This window comes from Mesorhizobium sp. 131-2-1, assembly GCF_016756535.1.
In the GTDB taxonomy this organism is placed as follows: Bacteria; Pseudomonadota; Alphaproteobacteria; order Rhizobiales; family Rhizobiaceae; genus Mesorhizobium.
Window position 1 is genome coordinate 4057262 of record NZ_AP023247.1, and the last position, 20752, is coordinate 4078013.

A 20752-nucleotide genomic window follows, 5' to 3' on the forward strand; every position below is an offset into this window, starting at 1 on the left:
GGGTGCGTCAATGGCAGGAGCGCGCCCGCGCCATCTAGGCGGCCGACGATTTCAGATGATAGAAAGTGCCGCCTCGAACCGGACAGCCAGCCATGCCCAGGTTTTCGCGTTTCGTACCTGTCATCATCGGCCTGATCGGCGCGATGGCCGGATCCGTTCTTGCGGCAGGCCTCGACGACCTCTACCAGTCGCAGACGATCGTCACCGGCACCGGCGAGGTCAACCGCCAGATCGGCTTCAGGGATTGCCTGGACAAGGTGTTGGTCAGGGTCTCCGGCGATCAGCGGCTGCCGGGCAAACCGGAGATGGAGGCGCTGCTCGATAAAGCAGGCGGTTTCGTTGATTCCTTCCGCTACCACGACCGGCTGGAAGGCATCCCCGTGCATGACGAGCAAGGTACGCATGACCGGCCGCACGACCTCACCTGCCTCTACAAGCCCGCGGTGATCGACAAGGTGCTGGCGCAACTGGGCAGCAAGCCCTGGCTCGGCGAGCGGCCGACGGTCGCCGTTTTCCTGGCGGCAGAGCAAGGCACGCGGCATTTCGTGCTAAGCGCCGATGACGAGCGCGGCCAGGCGATGCGCGAATCCTTCGTCAACGCCACGGGGCCGCTGCTGATGCGCATCGCCTTCCCGCCGGCGGCACAGATTTCCGGCCTGGACGAGAAGGCGCTGCGCGCCACCGACATCGCCACGCTCGACGATCTGGCGAGAAAGGCCGGAGCCAAGCAGGCGCTCGCCGGCAGCATCGTATGGAGCGACAAGGACCTGGGCTGGATCGCCGATTGGCGGCTGGCCGATGGCGGCAAGACCTATCGGTGGCAAGTGCGCGGCGTCAGCTTCGACGAGGCGTTCCGGGTCGCGATGAGAGGCGCGGCGCAGGTGTTGTCCGGCAATGGGCAACCCTGAGGCCTGGCACAATCGTGTCGCATTGGTCTGCCGGGAGACCCCGTGTTAAAACCGGCCAAACGAGAGTTTAGGCGATGAACAGATTCACCCCCGCAAAGCCCGCCGGCGCGCGCAGCGTCGACGAGATCACCGGCAGCCGGCGGCTGAGGCGCATGCGCAAGGCCGACTGGTCGCGGCGCCTGGTGCAGGAGAACCGGCTTTCGGTCGACGACCTGATCTGGCCGATCTTCGTCGTCGACGGCAAGGGCGTGCGCGAGCCGATCGCGGCGATGCCCGGCGTCTTCCGGCTGTCGCTCGACCTCGCGGTCAAGGAGGCCGAACGCGCGGCCAAGCTCGGCATTCCGGCGATCGCCACCTTCCCCAATGTCGAGCTTTCGCTGCGCGACCAGGCCGGCTCGCACATCCTCGATCCGGAAAACATCATCAACCGCGCCACCCGCGCCTTCAAGCACGCGGTGCCGGAGATCGGCATCATCACCGATGCGGCGCTCGACCCGTTCACCAGCCATGGCCACGACGGCATCCTGCGCGACGGCATCATCGTCAATGACGAGACCGTGGAACAGGTGGCGGCAGCGGCCGTCATCCAGGCTGCGGCGGGCGCCGATATCATCGCGCCGTCCGACATGATGGACGGCCGCATCGGCGCCATCCGCGACGCGCTCGACGCCAACGGCTTCCAGGACGTGGCGATCATGTCCTACGCGACGAAGTTCGCGTCAGCCTTCTACGGCCCCTACCGCGAGGCGGTGGGCACAGCCGGCCTGCTCAAGGGCGACAAGAAGACCTACTATATCGACCACGCCAATTCCAACGAGGCGGTGCGCGAGGCAGAGCAGGACCTCGCCGAAGGGGCCGACATGCTGATGGTGAAGCCCGGCCTGCCCTATCTCGATATCATCCGCCGGCTGAAGGACGAGCTTCAGATGCCGACCTTCGCCTATCAGGTGTCGGGCGAGTATTCGATGATCAAGGCGGCGGCCGCCAATGGCTGGATCGACGGCGAGAAGGCGATGCTGGAAAGCCTGCTCGCCTTCAAGCGCGCCGGCTGCGACGGCATCCTGACCTATTTCGCGCCGGAAGTGGCGGCAATCCTGAAAGGATAGCAGCGCCGGGGTCGGCCCTGCTATCCTCTCAAAACTCCACGTCGAGCTCGATGATCTCCTCGGGCTCGATCAGGGCGCCTTCCGTCCATTCCTGCATCAGTGGCCAGCCAAGGATAGTGTCGCAGAAGGCTGCCAGCGGCGCTTCGAGCTCCACCGCGTAGGTGCGAAAGCGGGTGCAGACCGGCGCGTACATGGCGTCGGCAACCGTGGGCGAGGCGCCGAACAGCCACGGCCCGCCATAGGTCGCCAGGCATTCGGACCAGATCGTCTTGATCCGGTCCACGTCCGGCCGCGCGCCGGAAAAAATCTTGAAGCTCTTGTGCCTCGCCTTGAGGTTCATCGGCAGCGCCGAGCGCAGATTGTGGAAGCCCGAATGCATTTCGCCCGAGACAGCGCGGCAATGGGCGCGCGCCACGCGCTCGGCCGGCAGCAGCCCGGTTCCGGGCACCGTCTCGGCAAGATACTCGGCGGTTGCTAGCGTATCCCACACGGTCACGCCATCATGCGTCAGCCTCGGCACCAGCACCGAAGGCGACAGGAGCAGCAATTCCTGCCGCTGCTCCGGGTCGTCGATGTCGACACGCTGTTCCTCGAACTCCAGACCGGCCATGCGGCACAGCAGCCAGCCGCGCAGCGACCATGACGAATAGTTCTTCGACGAGATCGTCAATGTCGCCTTTGTCATGCCGCCGGCCCTCCAAGCCTTTTCGCCCGCAACAATCCTCTCGCAATGCAAAATAATTTGCACTAGCTTTTTTGCACTGCGAGATGGCAGCTCGGAAGGGGACGCTTCATCGATGCTGTACCAGGCCTACCAGCTTCAGGACGACCTCATCGCCCCGGCGCGGATTTTCGCCGATCTGATGGGCTCCGTGGCGGGCAGCAGCATGGGTCTCGGCGACACCGCGAGACGGCGCATCAGCGCCGGACTGGAAATGATCGCCCGCTTCAGGTTCACCCATACGCGACCGGATTTCGGCATCGAATCCGTCAAGGTCGGCAACCGCGACGTGCCTGTCGCCATCGAAACGGTGCTCGCCTTGCCATTCGGCAAGCTGTTGCGCTTTGCCAAGGACATCGAAGCTCGCCAGCCCAAGGTCGTGGTGATCGCGCCTCTGTCAGGACATTTCTCGACGCTGCTGCGCGGCACGGTGGAGACGCTGCTTTGCGACCATGACGTCTATGTCACCGACTGGGCCAATGCCCGCGACGTGCCTCTTTCGGCCGGCAGCTTCGGCGTGGACGACTATGTCGACTACCTCATCCGTTTCCTGGAAACGATCGGCCCGGGCGCGCATATCCTCGCGGTCTGCCAGCCCTGCGTCCAGGCCCTCGCCGCCGTCGCAGTCATGTCCGAGGACAGGCACCCTGCGACACCGCGCTCGATGACACTGATGGCGGGGCCGATCGATCCGCGCGAGAGCCCGACCGAGGTCAACGAATTCGCCGTCAGCAAGTCGCTTTCGTGGTTTCAGAACTCGGTCATCTCCCGCGTGCCCTGGCGCCATGCCGGCGGCGGGCGGCGCGTCTATCCAGGCTTCCTCCAGCTTGCAGCGTTCATGGCCATGAACATGGACCGCCACACCACCGCCCACCGCAAGCTGCATGACCATCTGGCCGCCGGCGAGACCGCGGAGGCCGAAAAGATCAAGACCTTCTACGACGAGTATTTCGCGGTGCTCGACCTCACCGAGGAATTCTATCTCGAAACCATCGAGCGCGTGTTCCACAAGGCGGAACTCGCCACCGGCGCGTTCACCTTCCGCGGCGCGCCGGTCGACCCGGGCGCCATACGCAACACGGCGCTGCTCACCGTGGAAGGTGGGCGCGACGACATCTGCGCCCTCGGCCAGACCTCTGCCGCGCATGATCTGTGCTGTTCGCTGCGCCCGCATTTGAAGCGTCATCACCTGCAAGCCAATGTCGGCCATTACGGTGTTTTCAACGGCAAGCGCTGGGAGCGCGAAATCTATCCCGTCGTACGCAATCTCATCCTAGCGATGGAGTAGACCGGGCTGCTGGTAGACGAAGCCGCTCGCCGCTGCGCTTGCCGTTTCAAGACGGATTGCCCGGTCGACCGGCGCATGAAATGGCGATCGCTCGCCGTTCGATAGTGTTCGAAATACCGCTTGCAAATCGCAATCAGTTTGCTACAAAGGCACTGCTTGCAAAATACAACTGGTTATGGAGGCAATCGTGTCCAAGCTGCGTGTCAATGCTTTCACCCTGTCGCTCGACGGCTTTGGCGCCGGTCCCGACCAGGATCTCGGCAACCCGCTCGGCATCGGCGGCGAGGCTCTGCACAAATGGATGATCGGCACCCGCACTTTTCGTGAGATGGTGTTCGGCAAGGACGGCGGCACCACCGACACGGACGACGCGTTCGCGGCGCGCAGCTTCGAGAATGTCGGCGCCTGGATCCTCGGCCGCAACATGTTCGGACCGATCCGCGGCGAATGGCCGGATGAAAGCTGGAAAGGCTGGTGGGGCGACAACCCGCCCTATCACGTGCCGACCTTCGTGCTGACCCACCACAAGCGCGATCCGATCGAGATGGAAGGCGGGACGACGTTCTATTTCGTCACCGACGGCATCCATTCGGCTCTCGAGCGGGCGAAGGCCGCAGCCGGAGGCAAGGATGTGCGGGTCGGCGGCGGCGTCTCGACCGTCCGGCAATATCTCAAAGAGAGGCTGATCGACGACATGCATCTGGCGATCTCGCCGGTGCTGCTTGGATCGGGTGAGCACCTGTTCGCCGGCCTGGATATGCTGAAACTCGGCTACCGCTGCACGGAACAGATCGCGACGGCCGATGCGACGCATGTGCTGATCGGGCGTGCGTAGACCAGGCTCCTTCTCCCCCAGGGGGAGAAGGTGGCCTCGCGACCGCCTCATTTCTTCCAACACCCCTCATCCGTCTCGGCGCTGCGCGCCGATCTACCTTCTCCCGCAAGGAGAGAAGGAGGGGTGCATCAATACTTCTCCGGCACGTAGAGCTCGCGCGGCAGCACCTGGCGCTCGTATTCCGGGTTGAAGACGCGCTCGGGCAGCGTGATCTCCTCATGCGGCACTTCCTCATAGGGGAATTGCTGCAGGAGGTGGTCGATGCAGTTCAGCCGCGCGCGCTTCTTGTCATTGCCCTCGACGATGAACCAGGGGGCTTCCTTGATGTTGGTGCGGGCGAAGGTCTCTTCCTTGGCCTTGGTGTACTGCTCCCAGCGTACGCGCGACTGCAGGTCCATCGGCGACAGCTTCCACTGCTTCATCGGGTCGTGGATGCGCATCAGGAAGCGCATCTGCTGTTCCTCGTCGGTGATCGAGAACCAGTACTTCACCAGCGTGATGCCGGAGCGTACCAGCATGCGCTCGAATTCCGGCACGTCGCGGAAGAATTCCTCCACCTGGTCCGGCCCGGCGAAACCCATCACCCGCTCGACGCCGGAGCGGTTGTACCAGGAGCGGTCGAACAGCACGATCTCGCCGCCCGCCGGCAGATGCGGCACATAGCGCTGGAAGTACCATTGCGACTTCTCGCGCTCGGTCGGCGCCGGCAGCGCCACGACGCGGCAGATGCGCGGATTGAGCCGCTGGGTGATGCGCTTGATGACGCCGCCCTTGCCGGCCGAGTCGCGGCCCTCGAAGACCACCACGACCTTCTTCTTGTGGTAGGCCACCCAGGACTGCAGCTTGATCAATTCGGACTGCAGCCGCAGCAGGTCGCGGAAATATTGCATGCGCTCGATCGAGGGCGGATGCGAATCCTTGTAGATCTTGGCAATCTCCAGCGACAGCGCCGGCTCCGATATCTCGAGCTCATAGTCCTCGTCGAGCGTGTCGGCGAGTTCGGCTTCCAGCCAGTCCCTGGCTCCGGAATTCGATTTCAGTTCGTTCATCGTGGTTCTCCGCGCGCCATCCTGAGCCGACTTCAATAAAGGCCGGCAATGACGGTTTTATTGCAAGGCCGCAGTTACAGATGTGATCGACCGCTCGCCGCGATGGGGCGACAAACCGGCGAACTTGTCCTACAAATACGCCGTCTCATTCGGGCAGCCCTTTCGCGGCGCCTCTCTCAATGCAATCGCGAGGATCTCAAATGGAATACCGCACACTCGGCCGTTCCGGGCTGAAGGTTTCGACCTTGACGCTCGGCACCATGACCTTCGGCGGCGCCGGCGCTTTCGCAGCCGTCGGCAAGACCGACCTCAAGGAAGCCGCCCGGATGATCGACCTCTGCATCGATGCCGGCATCAACCTCATCGACACCGCCAATGTCTATTCGAACGGGATTTCGGAAGAGATCATCGGCGAAGCGCTGGGCGGCAAGCGCAAGGACGACGTGCTGATCGCCTCCAAGGCGCGCATGCGCATCGGCAAAGGCCCCAACGACGAGGGCCTGTCGCGCCACCACCTGATCCGCGAATGCGAGAAGAGCCTGAAGCGGCTGAAGACCGATGTCATCGACATCTACTTCCTGCATGAGTGGGACGGCGTGACGCCGCTGGAGGAGACGATCGCCGCGCTCGACACGCTGGTGAGCCAGGGCAAGATCCGCTATGTCGGCTGCTCCAACTATTCCGGCTGGCAGGTGATGAAGGCGCTTGCCATCAGCGACAGCAGCCACCAGCCGCGCTTCGTCACCCAGCAGATCCACTACACGCTCGAGGCGCGCGAGGCCGAATACGAGCTCTTGCCGATCTCGGTCGACCAAGGGCTCGGCGTGCTGGTGTGGAGCCCGCTCGCCGGCGGCCTGCTCAGCGGCAAATACCACCGCGACAGTCCGACCGCCCGGCAGCTCGGCGGCTGGTCGGAGCCGCCGATCCGCGACGAGGACCGGCTGTGGCGGATCGTCGACGTGCTCGTCGATATCGGCAAGGCCAGGGGCGTGTCTGGCGCGCAGGTGGCGCTCGCCTGGCTGCTCGGCCGGCCGGCGGTCTCGTCGCTGGTGATCGGCGCCCGAAGCGAAGCGCAGCTCAAGGACAACATCGCCGCCGCCAGCCTGACTTTGTCCTTCGACGAGCGCGCGCGGCTCGACGCTGTCAGCCGGCCGCCGGTCCTCTACCCCTATTGGCACCAGCAGCTGACGGCCAGGGGCCGCTTCGGGCCGGCCGACCTGGTGCTCGACCGCAGCGATATCTGAGAGCTGGGAAAGGGTCAGCCGGCGATGAAACGCCAGACTTCGGGATCCGGTTTGACCTGGCCGCTGAGCACGAAATATTTGTAGAGGACGAGCAGCGAGATCGCCTGCTCGTCCCGCTCGTTGCGGAATTTCCGGCAATAGGCGTTGGCGGCGGCGACGATGCGTTCGGCATCGGCTGGATGCTTTTCGAAATGGCGCACCCTGTCGGCGAGATCGGAGAAGTCGGGCGCCAGCGGCACGTAGTGGACATCGGCCCTGACCTCGCTTTCGGCGAACCAGGTCTCGTAGGTCGGCGGCGGCATCATGCAGAGCGAATTCGAGCTCATGATCCATTTGAGGTTGGTCGCGACATCGTTGCCCTCGAGCGAGACGATGTAGCGGTAACGCCGCTGCTCATCGATGGTGAGATAGGGTTTTTGGTATTCGGCCTTCGCGTCCTTGTTCGGCGTGCCGACATCGCAGATCGGCAGGTCGCGCATAGCGTCGAGGAACCGAGTCCGTATCGGATTGTTGAGATGGCCGCGCCAGACCACCAGCGGGCGCTTGTCGGCAAAGGGCTGCCGGTCGGCGGGCATCTGGAAGTGACGGAACTTGTCGAGCTTCATCAGCACCGAATTGCCGTTGCCGTCTGTGATCGGCCGGTCCTTGACGATCGACGGCATCTTGGGAACATCGATGACGTCGCCGAACTCGAGGTCGATGAGCAGCGCCGGATCGAAATAGCGGGCAAACTCCTTCAGGTCGTAATAATACATGCTCGGCCGAAACGGTATGCGGCTGACGGGCACCGCGGCCGGGCTCGGCACAAAGGGCTGCTCCAGCCTGTTGTAGAAGTTCACGCGCTCGCGGACCGAGTTGTCCGACCGCCGTGCCTGCTCCAGCCATCCCGCCAGCCGGTGGCGGAACAGCGCCTGCGGAGCGAGGTCGCGCGCAAAGTTGCGCGCGTAGTAAAACACCTTGGCGGCGGTTCGGAGAGGCGTGGCCATCGGTCCGTCGTTTCAATCAGCCTGGCGCTGGCGCGCAGATTTCTCCTACACCATTGTGCCGCCTGTCTTGCAAGCCCCGAACCAAGGGCAAGCTCATTGTCCGCCTATTCTTGCTTCAGCAGTTGTGTTTGCGACCCAATGCTCCTAGGCAGGGCTCAGGTCTAAGGGCGGTTGAAAGGAAACGATATGGCGCGAGCACCGAATTACGGTCAGGAACGCAAGGAGCGCGATCGGCAGAAGGCTGCCAAGAAGGCCGAGAAGCTGGCGGCCAAGGTCGCCGCCAAGGAGCGTTCGAAGCCCGAGGACAAGGCCAACGCCGAAGTGGAGACGGCCGAGTAGCGCCGCCTTCAGCCGGCGGTCGCTCTATCGAAAGCCCTAGGCCGGGGCCTTGTCGCTGACGAAGACATTCACTTCGCGGGCGGCGGCGATGAAGGCGCGCCTGGCATTCATCGCCGGCTTGTCGCCGGCCAGGGCGTCGTGACAGGCCTGCAGCGCTTCGCGATGCTTGGTGCTGCGCTTGCCCGGCCAGCTGTTGAGCAGATAGTCCGAAGCTTCTCGCGCGGTGCGCAAGAGCTGATTGGTTCCCGCCGTGGCCGACTTGACGGTCACGGGTATTTCAAACCGGTTGTTTTCCATCGCCGCTCTTACGCCATCGGCGAGCGCGAAGCGAGAGGCAAAGCAAACTGAATCGCGATCACGCCGCGACGACGGCGAATCCCCGGGCACGCAAGCCGCGCCGGTCGTCGCGCAGCGACGTCACCAGCCGGTCGCGGCTGCCGACGATATGGGCCGAAAGCAGCCGTGCCGCCTCGTCGGCGTCGCCGGCCCACACCGCGGCCAACACCGCGTGGTGCTCGGCCCAGGCCCGCCCAAGCGCCGCCTCGTCGCGGACCTCCAGCCAGCGCGCGCGGGAAAGCCTGGTCATCGCGTCGCGCACTGCCCTAAACAGGAAGTCGTTACCGGAGAGCCTGGCCAGCTCGATATGGAAATCCATGCCGATGCGGTGCCATTCCTCGCGCGGGGTCTCGGCATCGCAGGACTCCAGCATCGCCTCGATGACGTCGACGGCGCTCCTGTCTTGCAGGGCGCAGGTCAGCCTGACGGCGGCCACCTCCACCGCCTCGCGATAGACGGCGATCTGCTCGAGCTCGGCCAGATTGATGGGCGAGACTGTCCAGCCGCGCCCGTCGCGGCAGATCAGGCCTTCGGTCTCCAGGCGCAGCAGCGCGGCCCTGACCGGCGTGCGCGAGGCGGCGAAGCGGCTTTCGATCCAACGCTCGGTCAGGCGCTCGCCGGGTCCGATCTCGAGGCCGAGGATCATCTCGCGAAGCTGCCGTTCGACGCTCTGCATCTGCGACATGTGGGTTCCGTTCGTTGGGTCGCATTGACAGCGACAGGGTTGAGGTTCATGACGGATGCCACCTTGGTATCCCAAATTGGTATCCACAACAATCCCCACCATGGGGCAGGCATGAGATGAGCGAGAACGGCAGCGAACAGAGCGGCTACAATGTCCACTGGCGGCGCAATCTCGCCGTCTGCTTCGCGGGCTCGTTCAGCACGCTCATCGCCATGACCTTGCTGCTGCCCTTCCTGCCGCTCTATGTCGAGCAGTTGGGCGCCGAGGGCCATGCGGCGATCGTGCAATGGTCGGGCATCGCCTACGGTGCCACCTTCTTTGCGGCCGCCCTTGTGGCGCCGCTGTGGGGACGGCTCGGCGACCGCTACGGCCGCAAGCTGATGCTGGTGCGCGCCAGTTTCGGCATGGCGATCTGCATGTCGCTGACCGGCATGGTCGAAACCGTCTGGCAACTGGTGCTGCTGCGCCTGCTGATCGGCTTTGCCGGCGGCTATTCGTCGGGCTCGACCATCCTGGTCGCCATGCAGACACCGAAGGAGCGTTCCGGCTGGGCGCTCGGCGTGCTCTCGGCCGGCATCACGGCAGGCTCCCTGGTCGGGCCGCTGCTGGGCGGCGCATTGCCGCCGGTGATCGGCATCCGCGCCACCTTCCTGCTGTCGGGCGGCGTCATCTTCCTTGCCTTCCTGGCGACGACCTTCCTGATCAAGGAGACCCCTCGCCCGGCGGCCGCCAGAGCCGAAGCGACGTCAAAGCCGAAAAGCGGCTGGTCGCAGATCCGCGACAAGCGCCCGGTCGTCGCCATGCTGGCGACCGGCATGCTGCTCGCCTTCGCCACGATGTCGATCGAACCGATCATCACCGTCTATGTGCAGCAGCTGATCGAGGATCAAAGCCGGGTGACGCTGGTCGCCGGCGTCGTGATGTCGGCGACGGCGCTCGGCGCCATCCTGTCGGCCTCTTGGCTCGGCAAACTTGCCGACCGCATCGGCCACTGGAATGTCGTGATCGCCGCGCTTGCTGCCTCGGCCCTGCTGTTGATCCCGCAGGCCTTCGTCACCAAGGGCTGGCAGTTGATCGGCCTGCGCTTCCTGATGGGCCTGGCGCTGGGCGGGCTTTTGCCCTGCATCACCAGCGTCATCCGCCACAACGTGCCGGAAGGTGTCGGCGGCAATGTGCTGGGCCTGTCGATTTCGGCGCAGTATGTCGGCCAGGTGGCGGGACCTCTGCTCGGCGGCTTCGCCGGCGGCCATTTCGGCATGCGCTCGGTGTTCCTGGGCACGTCGGTGCTGATGGCGAGCGGCGCGGTGTACAACTGGATTGTCCAGTCGCGGCGCACCCGCAACATGCTGGCGCAAGCCGGCAGCCGCTGACACGTTCGCCTTTTGCGGATAAACCCGCCCGATGAACGGCAAGCTGAAGGACTGGGCGCGCACGATCAAGCGAGACGTGCACGCGATCTATCTCGCAGCCGGGGATCCCCGCACACCTTGGTATGCTAAAGTGCTGGCGCTGTTCATCGCCGGCTATGCGCTGTCACCAATAGACCTGATTCCCGACTTCATCCCGGTGCTTGGATATCTCGATGACGCGATCATTGTGCCGCTCGGCATTCTGGCCGTGTTGAAGATGATCCCACCGGAGGTCATGGCAGAACATCGCGCCGCTGCCGCGCTTGCGGGAGAGCGCCCGGTGAGTCGGGTAGCCGCAGTCGTCATCGCCTGCGTCTGGGGCGCATCTGCCGCACTGGCGGCGTGGCTCGGCTATCGCTACTTCATCGGCTGAGTTCGCGACATCATCCGCGCTTTCACAACATCGGTCGTATGGCAGGAGGCACCTGATATGGGCTCAACTGAACAACCAGCGAGCGCAGGCAGCCGTGTCTTCGTGCTTGCGGGCGGCCTTTGCGGCGCGGCGGGCGTGGCGCTGTCGGCCGCGGCCGCGCATCTGGGAGGCGCCTTCGTCGGCACGGCGGCGTCCTTCCTGCTTATGCACGCGCCAGTCTTCTTCGCCGTCGGGCTCATCGGCGCGGAACGCGCTTTGCGAGTCGCAAGCCTGGTCCTGCTTGTCGGGTTGGTGCTTTTCTGCGGCGATCTTCTCGCCCGCGACTTTTTGGGTTCGCGGCCTTTTCCAATGTCGGCGCCGATCGGCGGCACCTTGCTGATTGGCGGCTGGCTGGCGATCGCCGCCTCGGCCTTCATGCCGCGCCGTGCCTGAGACCGGCGATCAGTCCCGCCGGCGCTCGCGCCTTGCCAGCCATTCGCGACTGCGCACGGCCGGGCCTGTGAGGCGCCGCCGCTCCGGCCGCTCGGACGCCGGAGAGATGCCCCAATAGTTGCGATAGATGTCCTCGAACAGATGGTTCATCGGATGCATAGCGTTCATCCCTTTGAATTGAATCGATCCAATCGATCGACGTGAAAAAGACCGACCGTTCAGCCGCGCTTGCGATCCACGACAAAGCGCGGCTCGCGCTTCCATGGACTTGCCTTGCCGCGGCGCTTCTCGCTGAGCGCAGCCGAGGCAATGCCCCAATCGTTGCGGTAGACGTCCTCGAACAGAAAGTTGACCGGATGCATGGCACCCTCCTTCCAAACCCGCTCCAATTCAGCCGAATTGCCAACTTGGATCGATTCAACCATACGCCACGAGACCTGAGAGTCAAGCAAAATTTGAATCGATCCAATAAAGATGATAGATGGACCGGAGATCGATCCCCGTCCATGTATTGCGGCGTCGGAGGTCCGGGAGAACAGACATGGCATCACTCATCGAAGGCCAGACACGCCCCATCCGGCTGGCCGATATCGCCAAGGCGGCCGGCGTCTCGCATGGCACGGCCTCCAACGTCTTCAGCCGCCCGGAGATCGTGCGCGCGGAAGTGCGCGATCGGGTCAAGGCCGTGGCGGAGGCGATGGGCTATGCCGGACCCGACCCCAAGGGCCGGCTGCTGCGCGCCGGCAAGGTCAATGCGATCGGCGTCGCTTCGACCGAGCCCCTCTCCTATTTCTTCGACGACCCTTTCGCGCGCGTGATGATGGCCGGCATCTCCGAGGCATGCGACGCCGTCGGTGCCGGAATTGCGCTGGTATCGGCTCAAAATGACGAGAAACTCGCCTGGAACATCCAGAGCGCCCTGGTCGACGGCTTCATCCTGTTCTGCATCGAGGGCGGCCCTCGCCTCGTCGAGCTGACGCGCGAACGCAGGCTTCCCTTCGTCGCGCTCGCGATCGGCTTCGATGACGACACCACCTCGATGATCGGCATCGACAACGTCGCCGGCGCCAGGCTGGCTGCGCGTCATCTCGGCGAACTCGGGCATCGCCACTTCGCCGTCCTGTCACTGCCTTTCGTTGACGGCAGCACCGGTCTTGTCGCGCCCGGGCGGCTCGGGACGGCGCTCTACACCGCAACGCGCGACCGACTCGCCGGCTATTTCGAGGAGCTTTCCCGCTTCGGCATCGACACCACCAAGGTGCCGGTCTACGAGACTGAAAACGAGGCGGCCTCCACCAGGGCCGGCCTCGAAGCCATCTTCGCCAGCGGCGAGCCGCCCACCGCGATCCTGGCGATGTCGGACCGCATGGCCATGGTCGCGGTCGACTGGCTGACCAGGCGGGGCCTGAATGTCCCGGGCGATGTCTCGGTCATCGGCTTCGACGGCGTTCCAGACGGCCTGCTGTGCAGCCCTCAGCTCACCACCATCGCCCAGCCGATCGCCGAGATCGGCCGGCGGGCGGCGCGCATGATCCTCAATTTCGACGGCGCGGTGCGGCGCGAGATGCTCGACGTCCAGCTCGTCGTCAGGGCATCTACCGGACCGGCAAAGGCCTGATCCACCTCACCGATTCCCCGCCGCCATCGGCCGGGCGCCGAAAGACGCACGCGCCGGTACGTCGCCGCGGGCCGGCTTCCTGCCGGATGAACCGATGCCGGACAGCCATTCGAGATAAAAGGCGAGCGCGAACTGCATGGCGATGCCGGCCGAAATCAGCAGGGTGTCATAGGCAAGGCCGCCCGGATTGATCAGCTTCATCACCTGCGCCACCATGGCGAGAACCGTGCCGGCGATGAACACCGGCAGCGAGCGCTTGCCGAGGATGGCGAGCGGATGGTCGGGGCTGGTGCGGAACAGGTTCGAGACGGCCGGTAGCGCGACGATGAGATAGCTCACCGCCAGTATGTGCAGGAGCCTCGGCAGCGACAGGAAGGTCTTGTCGAAGCCGGTCAGCACCACCGGCATGTTGAACCATGAGATCTGCCCCCAGAGCGGGCTGTGCACCCAGACGAGCGCCGCCAGCACATAGGCGGCGGCCGCTCCGACCAGCCAGCGATTGACCGGAATGACGCCGCCGCGCCTGACATGCAGCATGGCGGCCAGGCCGATGTTGAACAGGAACTGCCAGGACAGCGGATTGAGGAACCAGAAACCGGGCTCTGGATAGTTCGGCGGCGCGATCTGCCAGATGCCGGCGACGAGCCACAGGGCGCCCGACAGGACAAGCGCCGGCACTGGCCTGTAGCTGATCAAAAGCAGGAAGGCGGGCGCCATCAGAAGCAGCACCGCGTAGACCGGCAGGATGTTGTTGTAGCCGAGTTGATGGCCGAGCGTGACGATGCCGACCAGCACTTCCGGCGTGTTCTTCATCAGCGGCTCGATGTTGATCAGCTTCAGCAGCTCCGGCCGCCTGGCGAACACTGCCGCGGCGCAGAACAGCGCCATCACCGCCATGGTCGTGACGATATGGGCGACATATAGCACGCCGGCGCGGCGCCACATTTTCAGCGTCGCCAGCAGCCGGCCTCCAGGCGGGAACTTGGTGCCGTAAGCAAGCGCCACCGACATGCCGGAGATCAGCACGAAGGCTTCGGCGGCGTCCGAGAAGCCGAAATTCTTGTAGGTCAGCGTCTCGAACATCGTGCCGGGCACATGGTCGATGAAGATGGTGAGCAGCGCGAGCGCGCGAAACACATCGATACGCGTATCGCGATCGTGGATACGCGTATCGCGTCCGGGCGAAACTGGCATGGTCATCGACAAAAGGCCTCAAAGCTGGTCGTTCATTGGGGCAATGCGACCCCCGGCGCACCGCTTCGATTCCTCCCGACGGGAGGTATATCGGCGCAGAAACGGACTGAAGTGTGCCTGGTTCAATCAACTTTCGCGGAGCAAGAAAATATTCCGTTTTGAAGCCGGCAAATCAACGAAATATGTATAGATTCAAAAGGATATAAGCGTGTCCGAATATACCGGCGAAGCAACCGTCTTGCGTGACTTGACCTTTCCCTACCGCTTCATCCGGCCGGCGGAAGCAGGCGGCGAATGCCTGTTCCTGCTACACGGATCCGGGGTCGATGAAACCACGCTGGTGCCGCTGGCGAAACAGATCGCTCCCCATGCCGTCCTGGTCCCCGCGCGTGGCCGAATTCCGCAGGAGGATGGCTTCCGCTGGTTCGAACGGATCACGCCGACTAGCTTCGAGCAGGCCAGCATCCGCACGGAGACGGACGCCTTCGCCACATTCGTTACCGAGGCTGCGAAGCGCCACAGGCTCGACCTCGCGCGCGCGACCTACCTCGGCTACTCGAACGGGGCCAATCTGGTCTCGATCTTGATGCTGCTCCAGCCGGGCCTTGTCCGGCGGGCGGCGCTTCTGCGGCCCATGCCGGTGCTGGACGAAACGCCGCCGACGGATCTTGCTGGCACCAAGGTGCTGATGATCGCCGGCGCCGCCGACCTCACCTACGGGCCGTTCGCACCGGCGCTGGTGACGCTGCTAAGCCAGCGCGGCGCCACGGTCGACGCAAGGATCGTTGCATCGGGACATGAGTTCGGCGACCCGGATGCCGCCATTGTCAGGCGATGGCTGGCTGATCCAGCCGTCGCGTGAGCGAATCGGTTATCAGAAGCCCTAGCCCTTCCCCATCCGGTTCCACGCATCCAGGCCGGCGATCTTGTAGGCCTCGGCCAGCGTCGGATAGTTGAAGGTGTTGTTGACGAAGAAGTCGACCGTGCCGCCGAGATTGATCACCGCCTGGCCGATATGGATCAGTTCGGTGGCGCCTTCGCCGACGATGTGAGCGCCGAGCAGCCGGCGCGTCTCGACCGAGAACAACAGCTTCAGGAAGCCTGAATTGACGCCCATGATGTGGCCGCGCGAGGTCTCGCGAAAACGCGCCACGCCGACCTCGTAGGCGGCGCCGCTTTCGCGCACCTGCTCCTCCGACTGACCGACGGTAGAGATCTCGGGCACGGCGTAGATGCCATAGGGAAAGGTTTCCGGCGGCGGCGGCAGGGTGACGCCGAAAGCATGGCAGGCGGCCACCCTGCCCTGCTCCATCGAAGTGGAGGCAAGGCTCGGAAAGCCGATGACGTCGCCGGTGGCATAGATGTTGGGCACGGTGGTCTGGAAAGTGTTCGCGTCGACCTTGATGCGACCCCTGGAGTCGGACTCTATGCCGACCACGTCGAGGCCGAGGCTGCCGAGATTGCCGCTGCGGCCGGCGGCATAAAGCACGATCTCGGAGCGAATGGTACGGCCATCTGCGAGCGTCACCTCGGCATAGTCCGGCTTGGAGGTGATCTCCTTGACCGTGCTGCCGAGGCGGATGGTCATGCCACGATCGCGCATCTGGTGGATGAAGTCGTCGACGATCTCCCGGTCGACGAAATCGAGGATGGTGTTGCGTGGCTCGACCAGCGTCACCGGCACGTCGAGGGCCGAAAAGATGGTCGCGTACTCGACGCCGATGACGCCGGCGCCGATCACGGTCAGCGTGCGCGGCAGCCGGTCGAGTTCCAGCATCTCGTCGCTGTCGAAGACGCGGGTCTTGTCGAACGGCACGTCGCGCGGCCGGTGCGGCCTGGTGCCGACGGCGATCAGCGCATTGGCGAAACCGACCTCTGAGTAGTCGCCATTGTCGCTCGTCAGGCTGACCTTGTTGGGGCCGAGGAATTTCGCCGTGGCACGCGCACTTTTGACCGCGTTGCGCATGAACTGGTGCTGCAGCACCTCGACCTCGTGGTCGAGCGTCTTGTGCAGGCGCTCAATGAGGTCGCTGACCGAAATGTCCTGCTTGACCCTGTAGCCGCGCCCGTAGAAGCCGCGCTCGCGCCAGCCGGAGAGGTTGAGCACCGTCTCGCGCAGCGTCTTCGAAGGAATGGTGCCGGTGTGCACCGAGACGCCGCCAAGGCGCCGGCCCCGGTCGACCACCAGCACCGATTTGCCGAGCTTGGCCGACTGCACCGCGGCGCGGCGCCCCGAAGGCCCGCTGCCGATGACCACCATGTCGTAGTCCATACTACCCCGTCCCCTCGGCGTCTTATTGCGCCGCAACAAGCTAACGCCATCCGCGCTGTGAATTCAACCGGTTCAGCGGCCGCGACACAGCGTGCCCAAACCGACAATCTTGATTCCGCCATCGGCTTTCACCATTTCAGTGGCGGACGGCCCGCACCCTATGGCGGGCCCAGTTACGAGGACATGACATGAACGCGCGCGTACTTGACGGCGAAATCATCACCAGCAGGCTCGACGACGTCCGCGCCTATGACGGCGTGCGCACGCGGCGCATCCTGGCCTGCATGATCGACTACCTGATCATCGGGCTGCTCACCATCCCGTTCGCGATCCTGGTGTTCGTTTTCGGCCTGCTGACGCTCGGGCTTGGCTGGATGCTGTTTTCGGTGCTCGTGCCGGCGGTCGCCATCCTCTACATCTGGAACACGCTGGGTAGCGGCGACCAGGCCACCACCGGCATGAAGCTGATGGGCATCCGGCTCGACCGCCTCGACGGCAGCCGCATCGACGGACTGACCGCTGTCGTGCATTCGGTGCTGTTCTGGGCCGGCAACGTCATCCTGACGCCGCTGGTGCTGCTGGTGACGCTGTTTTCGGACCGCAAGCGCACACTGCACGACCTGCTGCTTGGCACGGTGGTGAGCCGCACCGATCGCTGATCCCGGTTTCGGGAGGCCGGCGCGGACGGTTATCCGCAAATATGAAGGACTTCGGTCGGCCGCTGGCTTATAATCCTGTTGAATTTTTCGCCGACCGGGCCAAAGGTAAGGCGATTCGCAGGAGCGTTTCCTAGACTCGATGACGCAGCATCCGACCCAGTCGCCGCAGTTCTTCCTGACCGCGCCGTCGCCGTGCCCCTATCTGGAGGGCCAGTTCGAACGCAAGGTGTTTACCCACCTTGTCGGCGACAAGGCGCCCGAGATGAACGACCTCTTGACGCAGGGCGGTTTCCGGCGCTCGCAGAACATCGCCTACAGGCCCGCCTGCGAAACCTGCCGCGCCTGCGTGTCGGTGCGCATCCTGGCGCAGGAATTCACCGCCAGTCGCAATATGAAGCGGGTGATCCAGCACAATGCCGACCTCGTCGGCGCCATGCATGACGCGCAGCCGTCGACCGAACAGTATTCGCTGTTTCGCGCCTATCTCGACGCCCGCCACCGCCGCGGCGGCATGTCGGACATGACGGTGCTCGACTATGCCATGATGGTCGAGGACACCCATGTCGACACCAAGATCATCGAATACCGGCGCCGCGGCCCCGACACTTTCATCACCGGCAAGGGCCAGGGCGAGCTGATCGCGGTGGCGCTGACCGACAAGATGGCCGACGGGCTGTCGATGGTCTATTCCTACTTCAATCCGGACTTCGAGGACCGCTCGCTCGGCACCTTCATGATCCTCGATCATATCGCCCGGGCCAGGGCCATGGGCCTGCCCCATGTCTATCTCGGCTACTGGGTCAACGGCTCGCGCAAGATGAGCTATAAGATGCGTTTCATGCCGCAGGAGCATCTCGGCCCGAAAGGCTGGGAACGCTACGACCACGAAGCGGTCACGCGCTGACTAACCCTTTCAAAGCCCGACGTTAAGCAATTCCAGGAAAAGTGTGCAGCGGTTTTCCGGCCGGAATTGCGCAACCGCTCAAGACTGTTTCAAGCGGCAGGATGCTGGTCTTTTCGCCGATTGGCGAGAGAATGCGCTATCGCGCCGACAGCCGTCCGCCTGCAAATTCATTGCGAGAATTACTGGCATGTCCTCCCATCACGACCACCAGAAAGGCCTTCTGCTCACGGCCATCGGCGGCATGACGCTGACCGTCGACATCCCGCTGATCCGGCTCGCCCATGGCGAGGCCTGGACGATCCTCCTGCTGCGCACCGGCACCACTTTCCTCGCCGGGATTCTCATCTGGACGGTCTGGCGCCTGCTGAGCGACCGGGCGCCGCAACTGGTCCCCGGCCGGTCCGGGGTTGCGGTGGCGACGCTTTACGGGCTCGGCTCGATCGCCTTCGTCACCGCCGTCTACCACACCTCGACCGCCGACCTCGTCTTCATCCTCGCCTTCACCACCATGTTCTCGGCGCTGCTGTCCTGGCTGTTCCTGAAAGAGCGGCCACGGCCGCTGACGCTGGCGGCGCTGGCGGTGATGATCGTCGGCGTCGCCATCATCGTCGGCGACTCCATTGGCAGCGGATATCTGTTCGGCGACATCATGGCCCTGTGCTCGGCGCTCTGCGTCGCCTGCGCCATCACCATCTCGCGCGCCAGCCGCAAGGATATGGGCTTCACCTCGCTCATTGGCGTGGTGCTGCCCTTCGCCGTCGCGGCCTTCATGGTCTCGAAGACCGGGTTTCAGGTGGACGCGCCGTGGTGGATCATCTTCAATGGCGCCGTGATCATGCCGATCTCGTTCTTCTGCCTTGCCAACGGACCGAAATACATCTCAGGGCCGGAAGTGGCGATGTTCTACCTTTTGGAAACGGTGCTGGCGCCGGTCTGGGTCTGGATGATCTTCGCCGAGACGCCGTCGCGCAACAGCCTGATCGGCGGCGCGATCCTAATAGTGACGCTGGTGGCCCACTCAATCTGGCAATTGCATGAGGGGCGCAAGCGCCGCACCGCGCTCGCGGTCGGTCAGCCGGCCTGAATCTTCTTCTTTTCGGCCGCAACCTCGATCTGCGGCGGACCGCCCGCCGTTTCCGTGGCCGCCGCGGCGGCGGAATCGTCCATCAGCTCGACCTCGCGCAGCCATTCGCGCCAGATCGCGACCAGCAGCGCCATCAGCACCGGGCCGATGAACAGGCCGAGAAAACCCATCGTCTTGACGCCGCCGATCAGGCCGAAAAAGGTCGGCAGGAATGGCAGCTTGATCGGTCCGCCGACCAGTTTTGGGCGCAAGGTCTTGTCGACGATGAAGAGCTCGACCGCGCCCCAGATGAACAGGGCGGAGCCCGCCATCGGCGAACCGCTGGCGGCGAGGTAGATCGACACCAGCGTAAATGACAGCGGCGCGCCGCCGGGGATCAGCGCCATCACGCCGGTGAGTGCGCCGAGCGTCACCGGCGACGGCACGCCGGCCAGCCAGTAGGCGACGCCCAGCACCAGCCCTTCGCCAATGGCAATCACGGTCATGCCGGTGACGGTTGACGAAATGGTCGCCGGCACCACGCGCGAGATGCGTTCCCACCGCGTTGGCAGGATGCGCTCGCCCAAACGGTCGATCTGGGCGGCGAAAGCCTCGCCGTCGCGGTAGGCGAAGAACAGCGCGATCATCATGAAGAGCAGCGTCAAAAGCAGGCCGAACGCGCTGCCGCCGGCGGCCAGCGCGCCACGATAGATGCTGCCGATATTGGCGCCGCTGACCAGCTGGATCAGTTCGCCGATGCCGCCGGGATGACCGAGATTGGTCGTCCACTGCTCGTTCAGCCATTCGCCGACAATGGGCATGGTGGCGATCCATTGCGGCGTCACGGCGCCGTGCCGGTTGGTCTCGATCGCCCACCCGACCCATTCGCGCAGCTCGTTGATGGCATAGGTGCCGGCAAGCGCGATCGGCACCACCAGGAAGGTGAGGATGAAGAGGATGGCGAAGGTGGCGGCGATGGTGCGGTTGCCGCCAACGGCCGCGAGCAGGCGCCGGTAGAGCGGCCAGCTGGCGAAAGCGATGACCAGCGCCGCCAGCACTGGGAAAAGGAAGCCGTGGAAGAAATAGACGCCGGCGGCGACGATCAGCACCAGCAGCCAGCGCGCCGCCGACAGCGGCGGGATGACGGCGGCCCTGAGCGGCGTCGACAGGCCGAACAGCCGCTGCCCCGGTTTCTGGATCTCAGCCTGCTTCAAACCTGCATTTCTCCCCTGCCCGGGACTGCTCATGCACCATCATAGTGCAGCAATCGTGACGATAGTCCAAATGGTGATGGACGCGCCTTTCCTTCTCCCCTTGTGGGCCTGTTGCGT

At 64.4% G+C, this 20752-nt stretch carries 24 protein-coding genes; 14 read left to right on the top strand and 10 right to left on the bottom strand.

What is annotated here, in order from left to right:
* The first annotated feature begins 92 nt into the window (after window positions 1-92).
* A complete protein-coding gene (locus JG743_RS19720) occupies window positions 93-908 on the top strand; it encodes a DUF2066 domain-containing protein (RefSeq protein ID WP_202292440.1) in 816 nt (271 codons plus the stop codon).
* A 74-nt stretch (window positions 909-982) separates the two neighbouring features.
* Window positions 983-2014 (top strand): porphobilinogen synthase, encoded by a 1032-nt coding sequence (gene hemB / locus JG743_RS19725; protein ID WP_202292441.1) that lies wholly within the window; start codon window positions 983-985, stop codon window positions 2012-2014.
* 28 nt (window positions 2015-2042) lie between these two features.
* Here hemB and JG743_RS19730 read toward each other — a convergent pair whose 3' ends face one another.
* Window positions 2043-2699, bottom strand: a complete 657-nt coding sequence (locus tag JG743_RS19730; protein WP_202292442.1) for a glutathione S-transferase — start codon at window positions 2697-2699, stop codon at window positions 2043-2045.
* A gap of 112 nt (window positions 2700-2811) precedes the next feature.
* Here JG743_RS19730 and JG743_RS19735 point away from each other — a divergent pair, with 112 nt between their 5' ends.
* Window positions 2812-4023 carry a polyhydroxyalkanoate depolymerase gene (locus tag JG743_RS19735; RefSeq protein WP_202292443.1) on the top strand — a complete coding sequence of 404 codons (1212 nt, stop codon included), beginning with the start codon at window positions 2812-2814 and terminating at the stop codon, window positions 4021-4023.
* 187 nt (window positions 4024-4210) lie between these two features.
* Window positions 4211-4858: a dihydrofolate reductase family protein gene (locus tag JG743_RS19740; RefSeq protein WP_202292444.1), complete on the top strand. Its 648-nt coding sequence runs from the start codon at window positions 4211-4213 to the stop codon at window positions 4856-4858.
* 128 nt (window positions 4859-4986) lie between these two features.
* Here the strand turns inward: JG743_RS19740 and ppk2 are convergent, their stop codons facing one another.
* A complete protein-coding gene (ppk2, locus tag JG743_RS19745) occupies window positions 4987-5907 on the bottom strand; it encodes a polyphosphate kinase 2 (RefSeq protein ID WP_202292445.1) in 921 nt (306 codons plus the stop codon).
* A 200-nt stretch (window positions 5908-6107) separates the two neighbouring features.
* On the opposite strand from ppk2, the gene JG743_RS19750 reads away from it, so the two are divergent.
* Entirely contained in the window at window positions 6108-7151 is a 1044-nt protein-coding gene (locus JG743_RS19750) for an aldo/keto reductase (protein ID WP_202292446.1), read from the top strand.
* A 14-nt stretch (window positions 7152-7165) separates the two neighbouring features.
* Here JG743_RS19750 and JG743_RS19755 read toward each other — a convergent pair whose 3' ends face one another.
* Window positions 7166-8137 (bottom strand): glycosyl transferase family 90, encoded by a 972-nt coding sequence (locus JG743_RS19755; RefSeq protein WP_202292447.1) that lies wholly within the window; start codon window positions 8135-8137, stop codon window positions 7166-7168.
* 186 nt (window positions 8138-8323) lie between these two features.
* Here JG743_RS19755 and JG743_RS19760 point away from each other — a divergent pair, with 186 nt between their 5' ends.
* Window positions 8324-8476, top strand: coding sequence for a hypothetical protein (locus JG743_RS19760; RefSeq protein ID WP_202292448.1), 153 nt, complete (start codon window positions 8324-8326; stop codon window positions 8474-8476).
* A gap of 36 nt (window positions 8477-8512) precedes the next feature.
* Here the strand turns inward: JG743_RS19760 and JG743_RS19765 are convergent, their stop codons facing one another.
* Both JG743_RS19765 and JG743_RS19770 read right to left on the bottom strand, forming a co-directional pair.
* Window positions 8513-8773, bottom strand: a complete 261-nt coding sequence (locus JG743_RS19765) for a DUF982 domain-containing protein (protein WP_202292449.1) — start codon at window positions 8771-8773, stop codon at window positions 8513-8515.
* Window positions 8774-8831: 58 nt separating this feature from the next.
* A complete protein-coding gene (locus tag JG743_RS19770) occupies window positions 8832-9497 on the bottom strand; it encodes a GntR family transcriptional regulator (RefSeq protein WP_202292450.1) in 666 nt (221 codons plus the stop codon).
* A 116-nt stretch (window positions 9498-9613) separates the two neighbouring features.
* Between JG743_RS19770 and JG743_RS19775 the strand changes: the two genes are divergently transcribed.
* Genes JG743_RS19775 through JG743_RS19785 form a run of 3 tightly spaced genes read left to right on the top strand, consistent with a single transcriptional unit; the run spans window position 9614 to window position 11711 of the window.
* Complete coding sequence (locus JG743_RS19775; protein WP_202292451.1) at window positions 9614-10867, top strand: MFS transporter; 1254 nt, start codon at window positions 9614-9616, stop codon at window positions 10865-10867.
* 31 nt (window positions 10868-10898) lie between these two features.
* Window positions 10899-11279 carry a YkvA family protein gene (locus JG743_RS19780; protein ID WP_202292452.1) on the top strand — a complete coding sequence of 127 codons (381 nt, stop codon included), beginning with the start codon at window positions 10899-10901 and terminating at the stop codon, window positions 11277-11279.
* Between the two features lie 57 nt (window positions 11280-11336).
* Entirely contained in the window at window positions 11337-11711 is a 375-nt protein-coding gene (locus JG743_RS19785; RefSeq protein WP_202292453.1) for a DUF423 domain-containing protein, read from the top strand.
* Window positions 11712-11720: 9 nt separating this feature from the next.
* Here the strand turns inward: JG743_RS19785 and JG743_RS19790 are convergent, their stop codons facing one another.
* Both JG743_RS19790 and JG743_RS19795 read right to left on the bottom strand, forming a co-directional pair.
* Complete coding sequence (locus JG743_RS19790) at window positions 11721-11870, bottom strand: hypothetical protein (RefSeq protein WP_202292454.1); 150 nt, start codon at window positions 11868-11870, stop codon at window positions 11721-11723.
* 59 nt (window positions 11871-11929) lie between these two features.
* Window positions 11930-12073, bottom strand: coding sequence for a hypothetical protein (locus JG743_RS19795; protein WP_202292455.1), 144 nt, complete (start codon window positions 12071-12073; stop codon window positions 11930-11932).
* Between the two features lie 179 nt (window positions 12074-12252).
* Between JG743_RS19795 and JG743_RS19800 the strand changes: the two genes are divergently transcribed.
* Window positions 12253-13329: a LacI family DNA-binding transcriptional regulator gene (locus tag JG743_RS19800; protein WP_202292456.1), complete on the top strand. Its 1077-nt coding sequence runs from the start codon at window positions 12253-12255 to the stop codon at window positions 13327-13329.
* A 6-nt stretch (window positions 13330-13335) separates the two neighbouring features.
* Here JG743_RS19800 and JG743_RS19805 read toward each other — a convergent pair whose 3' ends face one another.
* Window positions 13336-14529, bottom strand: a complete 1194-nt coding sequence (locus JG743_RS19805) for an OpgC family protein (RefSeq protein WP_202292457.1) — start codon at window positions 14527-14529, stop codon at window positions 13336-13338.
* 202 nt (window positions 14530-14731) lie between these two features.
* On the opposite strand from JG743_RS19805, the gene JG743_RS19810 reads away from it, so the two are divergent.
* The gene (locus JG743_RS19810; RefSeq protein ID WP_202292458.1) at window positions 14732-15385 is read left to right on the top strand and encodes an alpha/beta hydrolase; all 654 of its coding nucleotides are present in this window, start codon (window positions 14732-14734) and stop codon (window positions 15383-15385) included.
* Between the two features lie 21 nt (window positions 15386-15406).
* Here the strand turns inward: JG743_RS19810 and sthA are convergent, their stop codons facing one another.
* Window positions 15407-16795, bottom strand: coding sequence for a Si-specific NAD(P)(+) transhydrogenase (gene sthA, locus JG743_RS19815; protein ID WP_202292459.1), 1389 nt, complete (start codon window positions 16793-16795; stop codon window positions 15407-15409).
* A gap of 188 nt (window positions 16796-16983) precedes the next feature.
* Between sthA and JG743_RS19820 the strand changes: the two genes are divergently transcribed.
* The 3 genes from JG743_RS19820 (at window position 16984) to JG743_RS19830 (ending at window position 19442) form a co-directional block, all read left to right on the top strand.
* Complete coding sequence (locus JG743_RS19820) at window positions 16984-17454, top strand: RDD family protein (protein WP_202292460.1); 471 nt, start codon at window positions 16984-16986, stop codon at window positions 17452-17454.
* Between the two features lie 139 nt (window positions 17455-17593).
* Window positions 17594-18358, top strand: coding sequence for an arginyltransferase (locus JG743_RS19825; protein WP_126054972.1), 765 nt, complete (start codon window positions 17594-17596; stop codon window positions 18356-18358).
* A 187-nt stretch (window positions 18359-18545) separates the two neighbouring features.
* Window positions 18546-19442, top strand: a complete 897-nt coding sequence (locus tag JG743_RS19830; RefSeq protein ID WP_202292461.1) for a DMT family transporter — start codon at window positions 18546-18548, stop codon at window positions 19440-19442.
* Here JG743_RS19830 and JG743_RS19835 read toward each other — a convergent pair.
* Window positions 19430-20635 (bottom strand): AI-2E family transporter, encoded by a 1206-nt coding sequence (locus JG743_RS19835; RefSeq protein WP_202292462.1) that lies wholly within the window; start codon window positions 20633-20635, stop codon window positions 19430-19432. The genes JG743_RS19830 and JG743_RS19835 overlap by 13 nt on opposite strands.
* Between the last annotated feature and the right edge of the window lie 117 nt (window positions 20636-20752).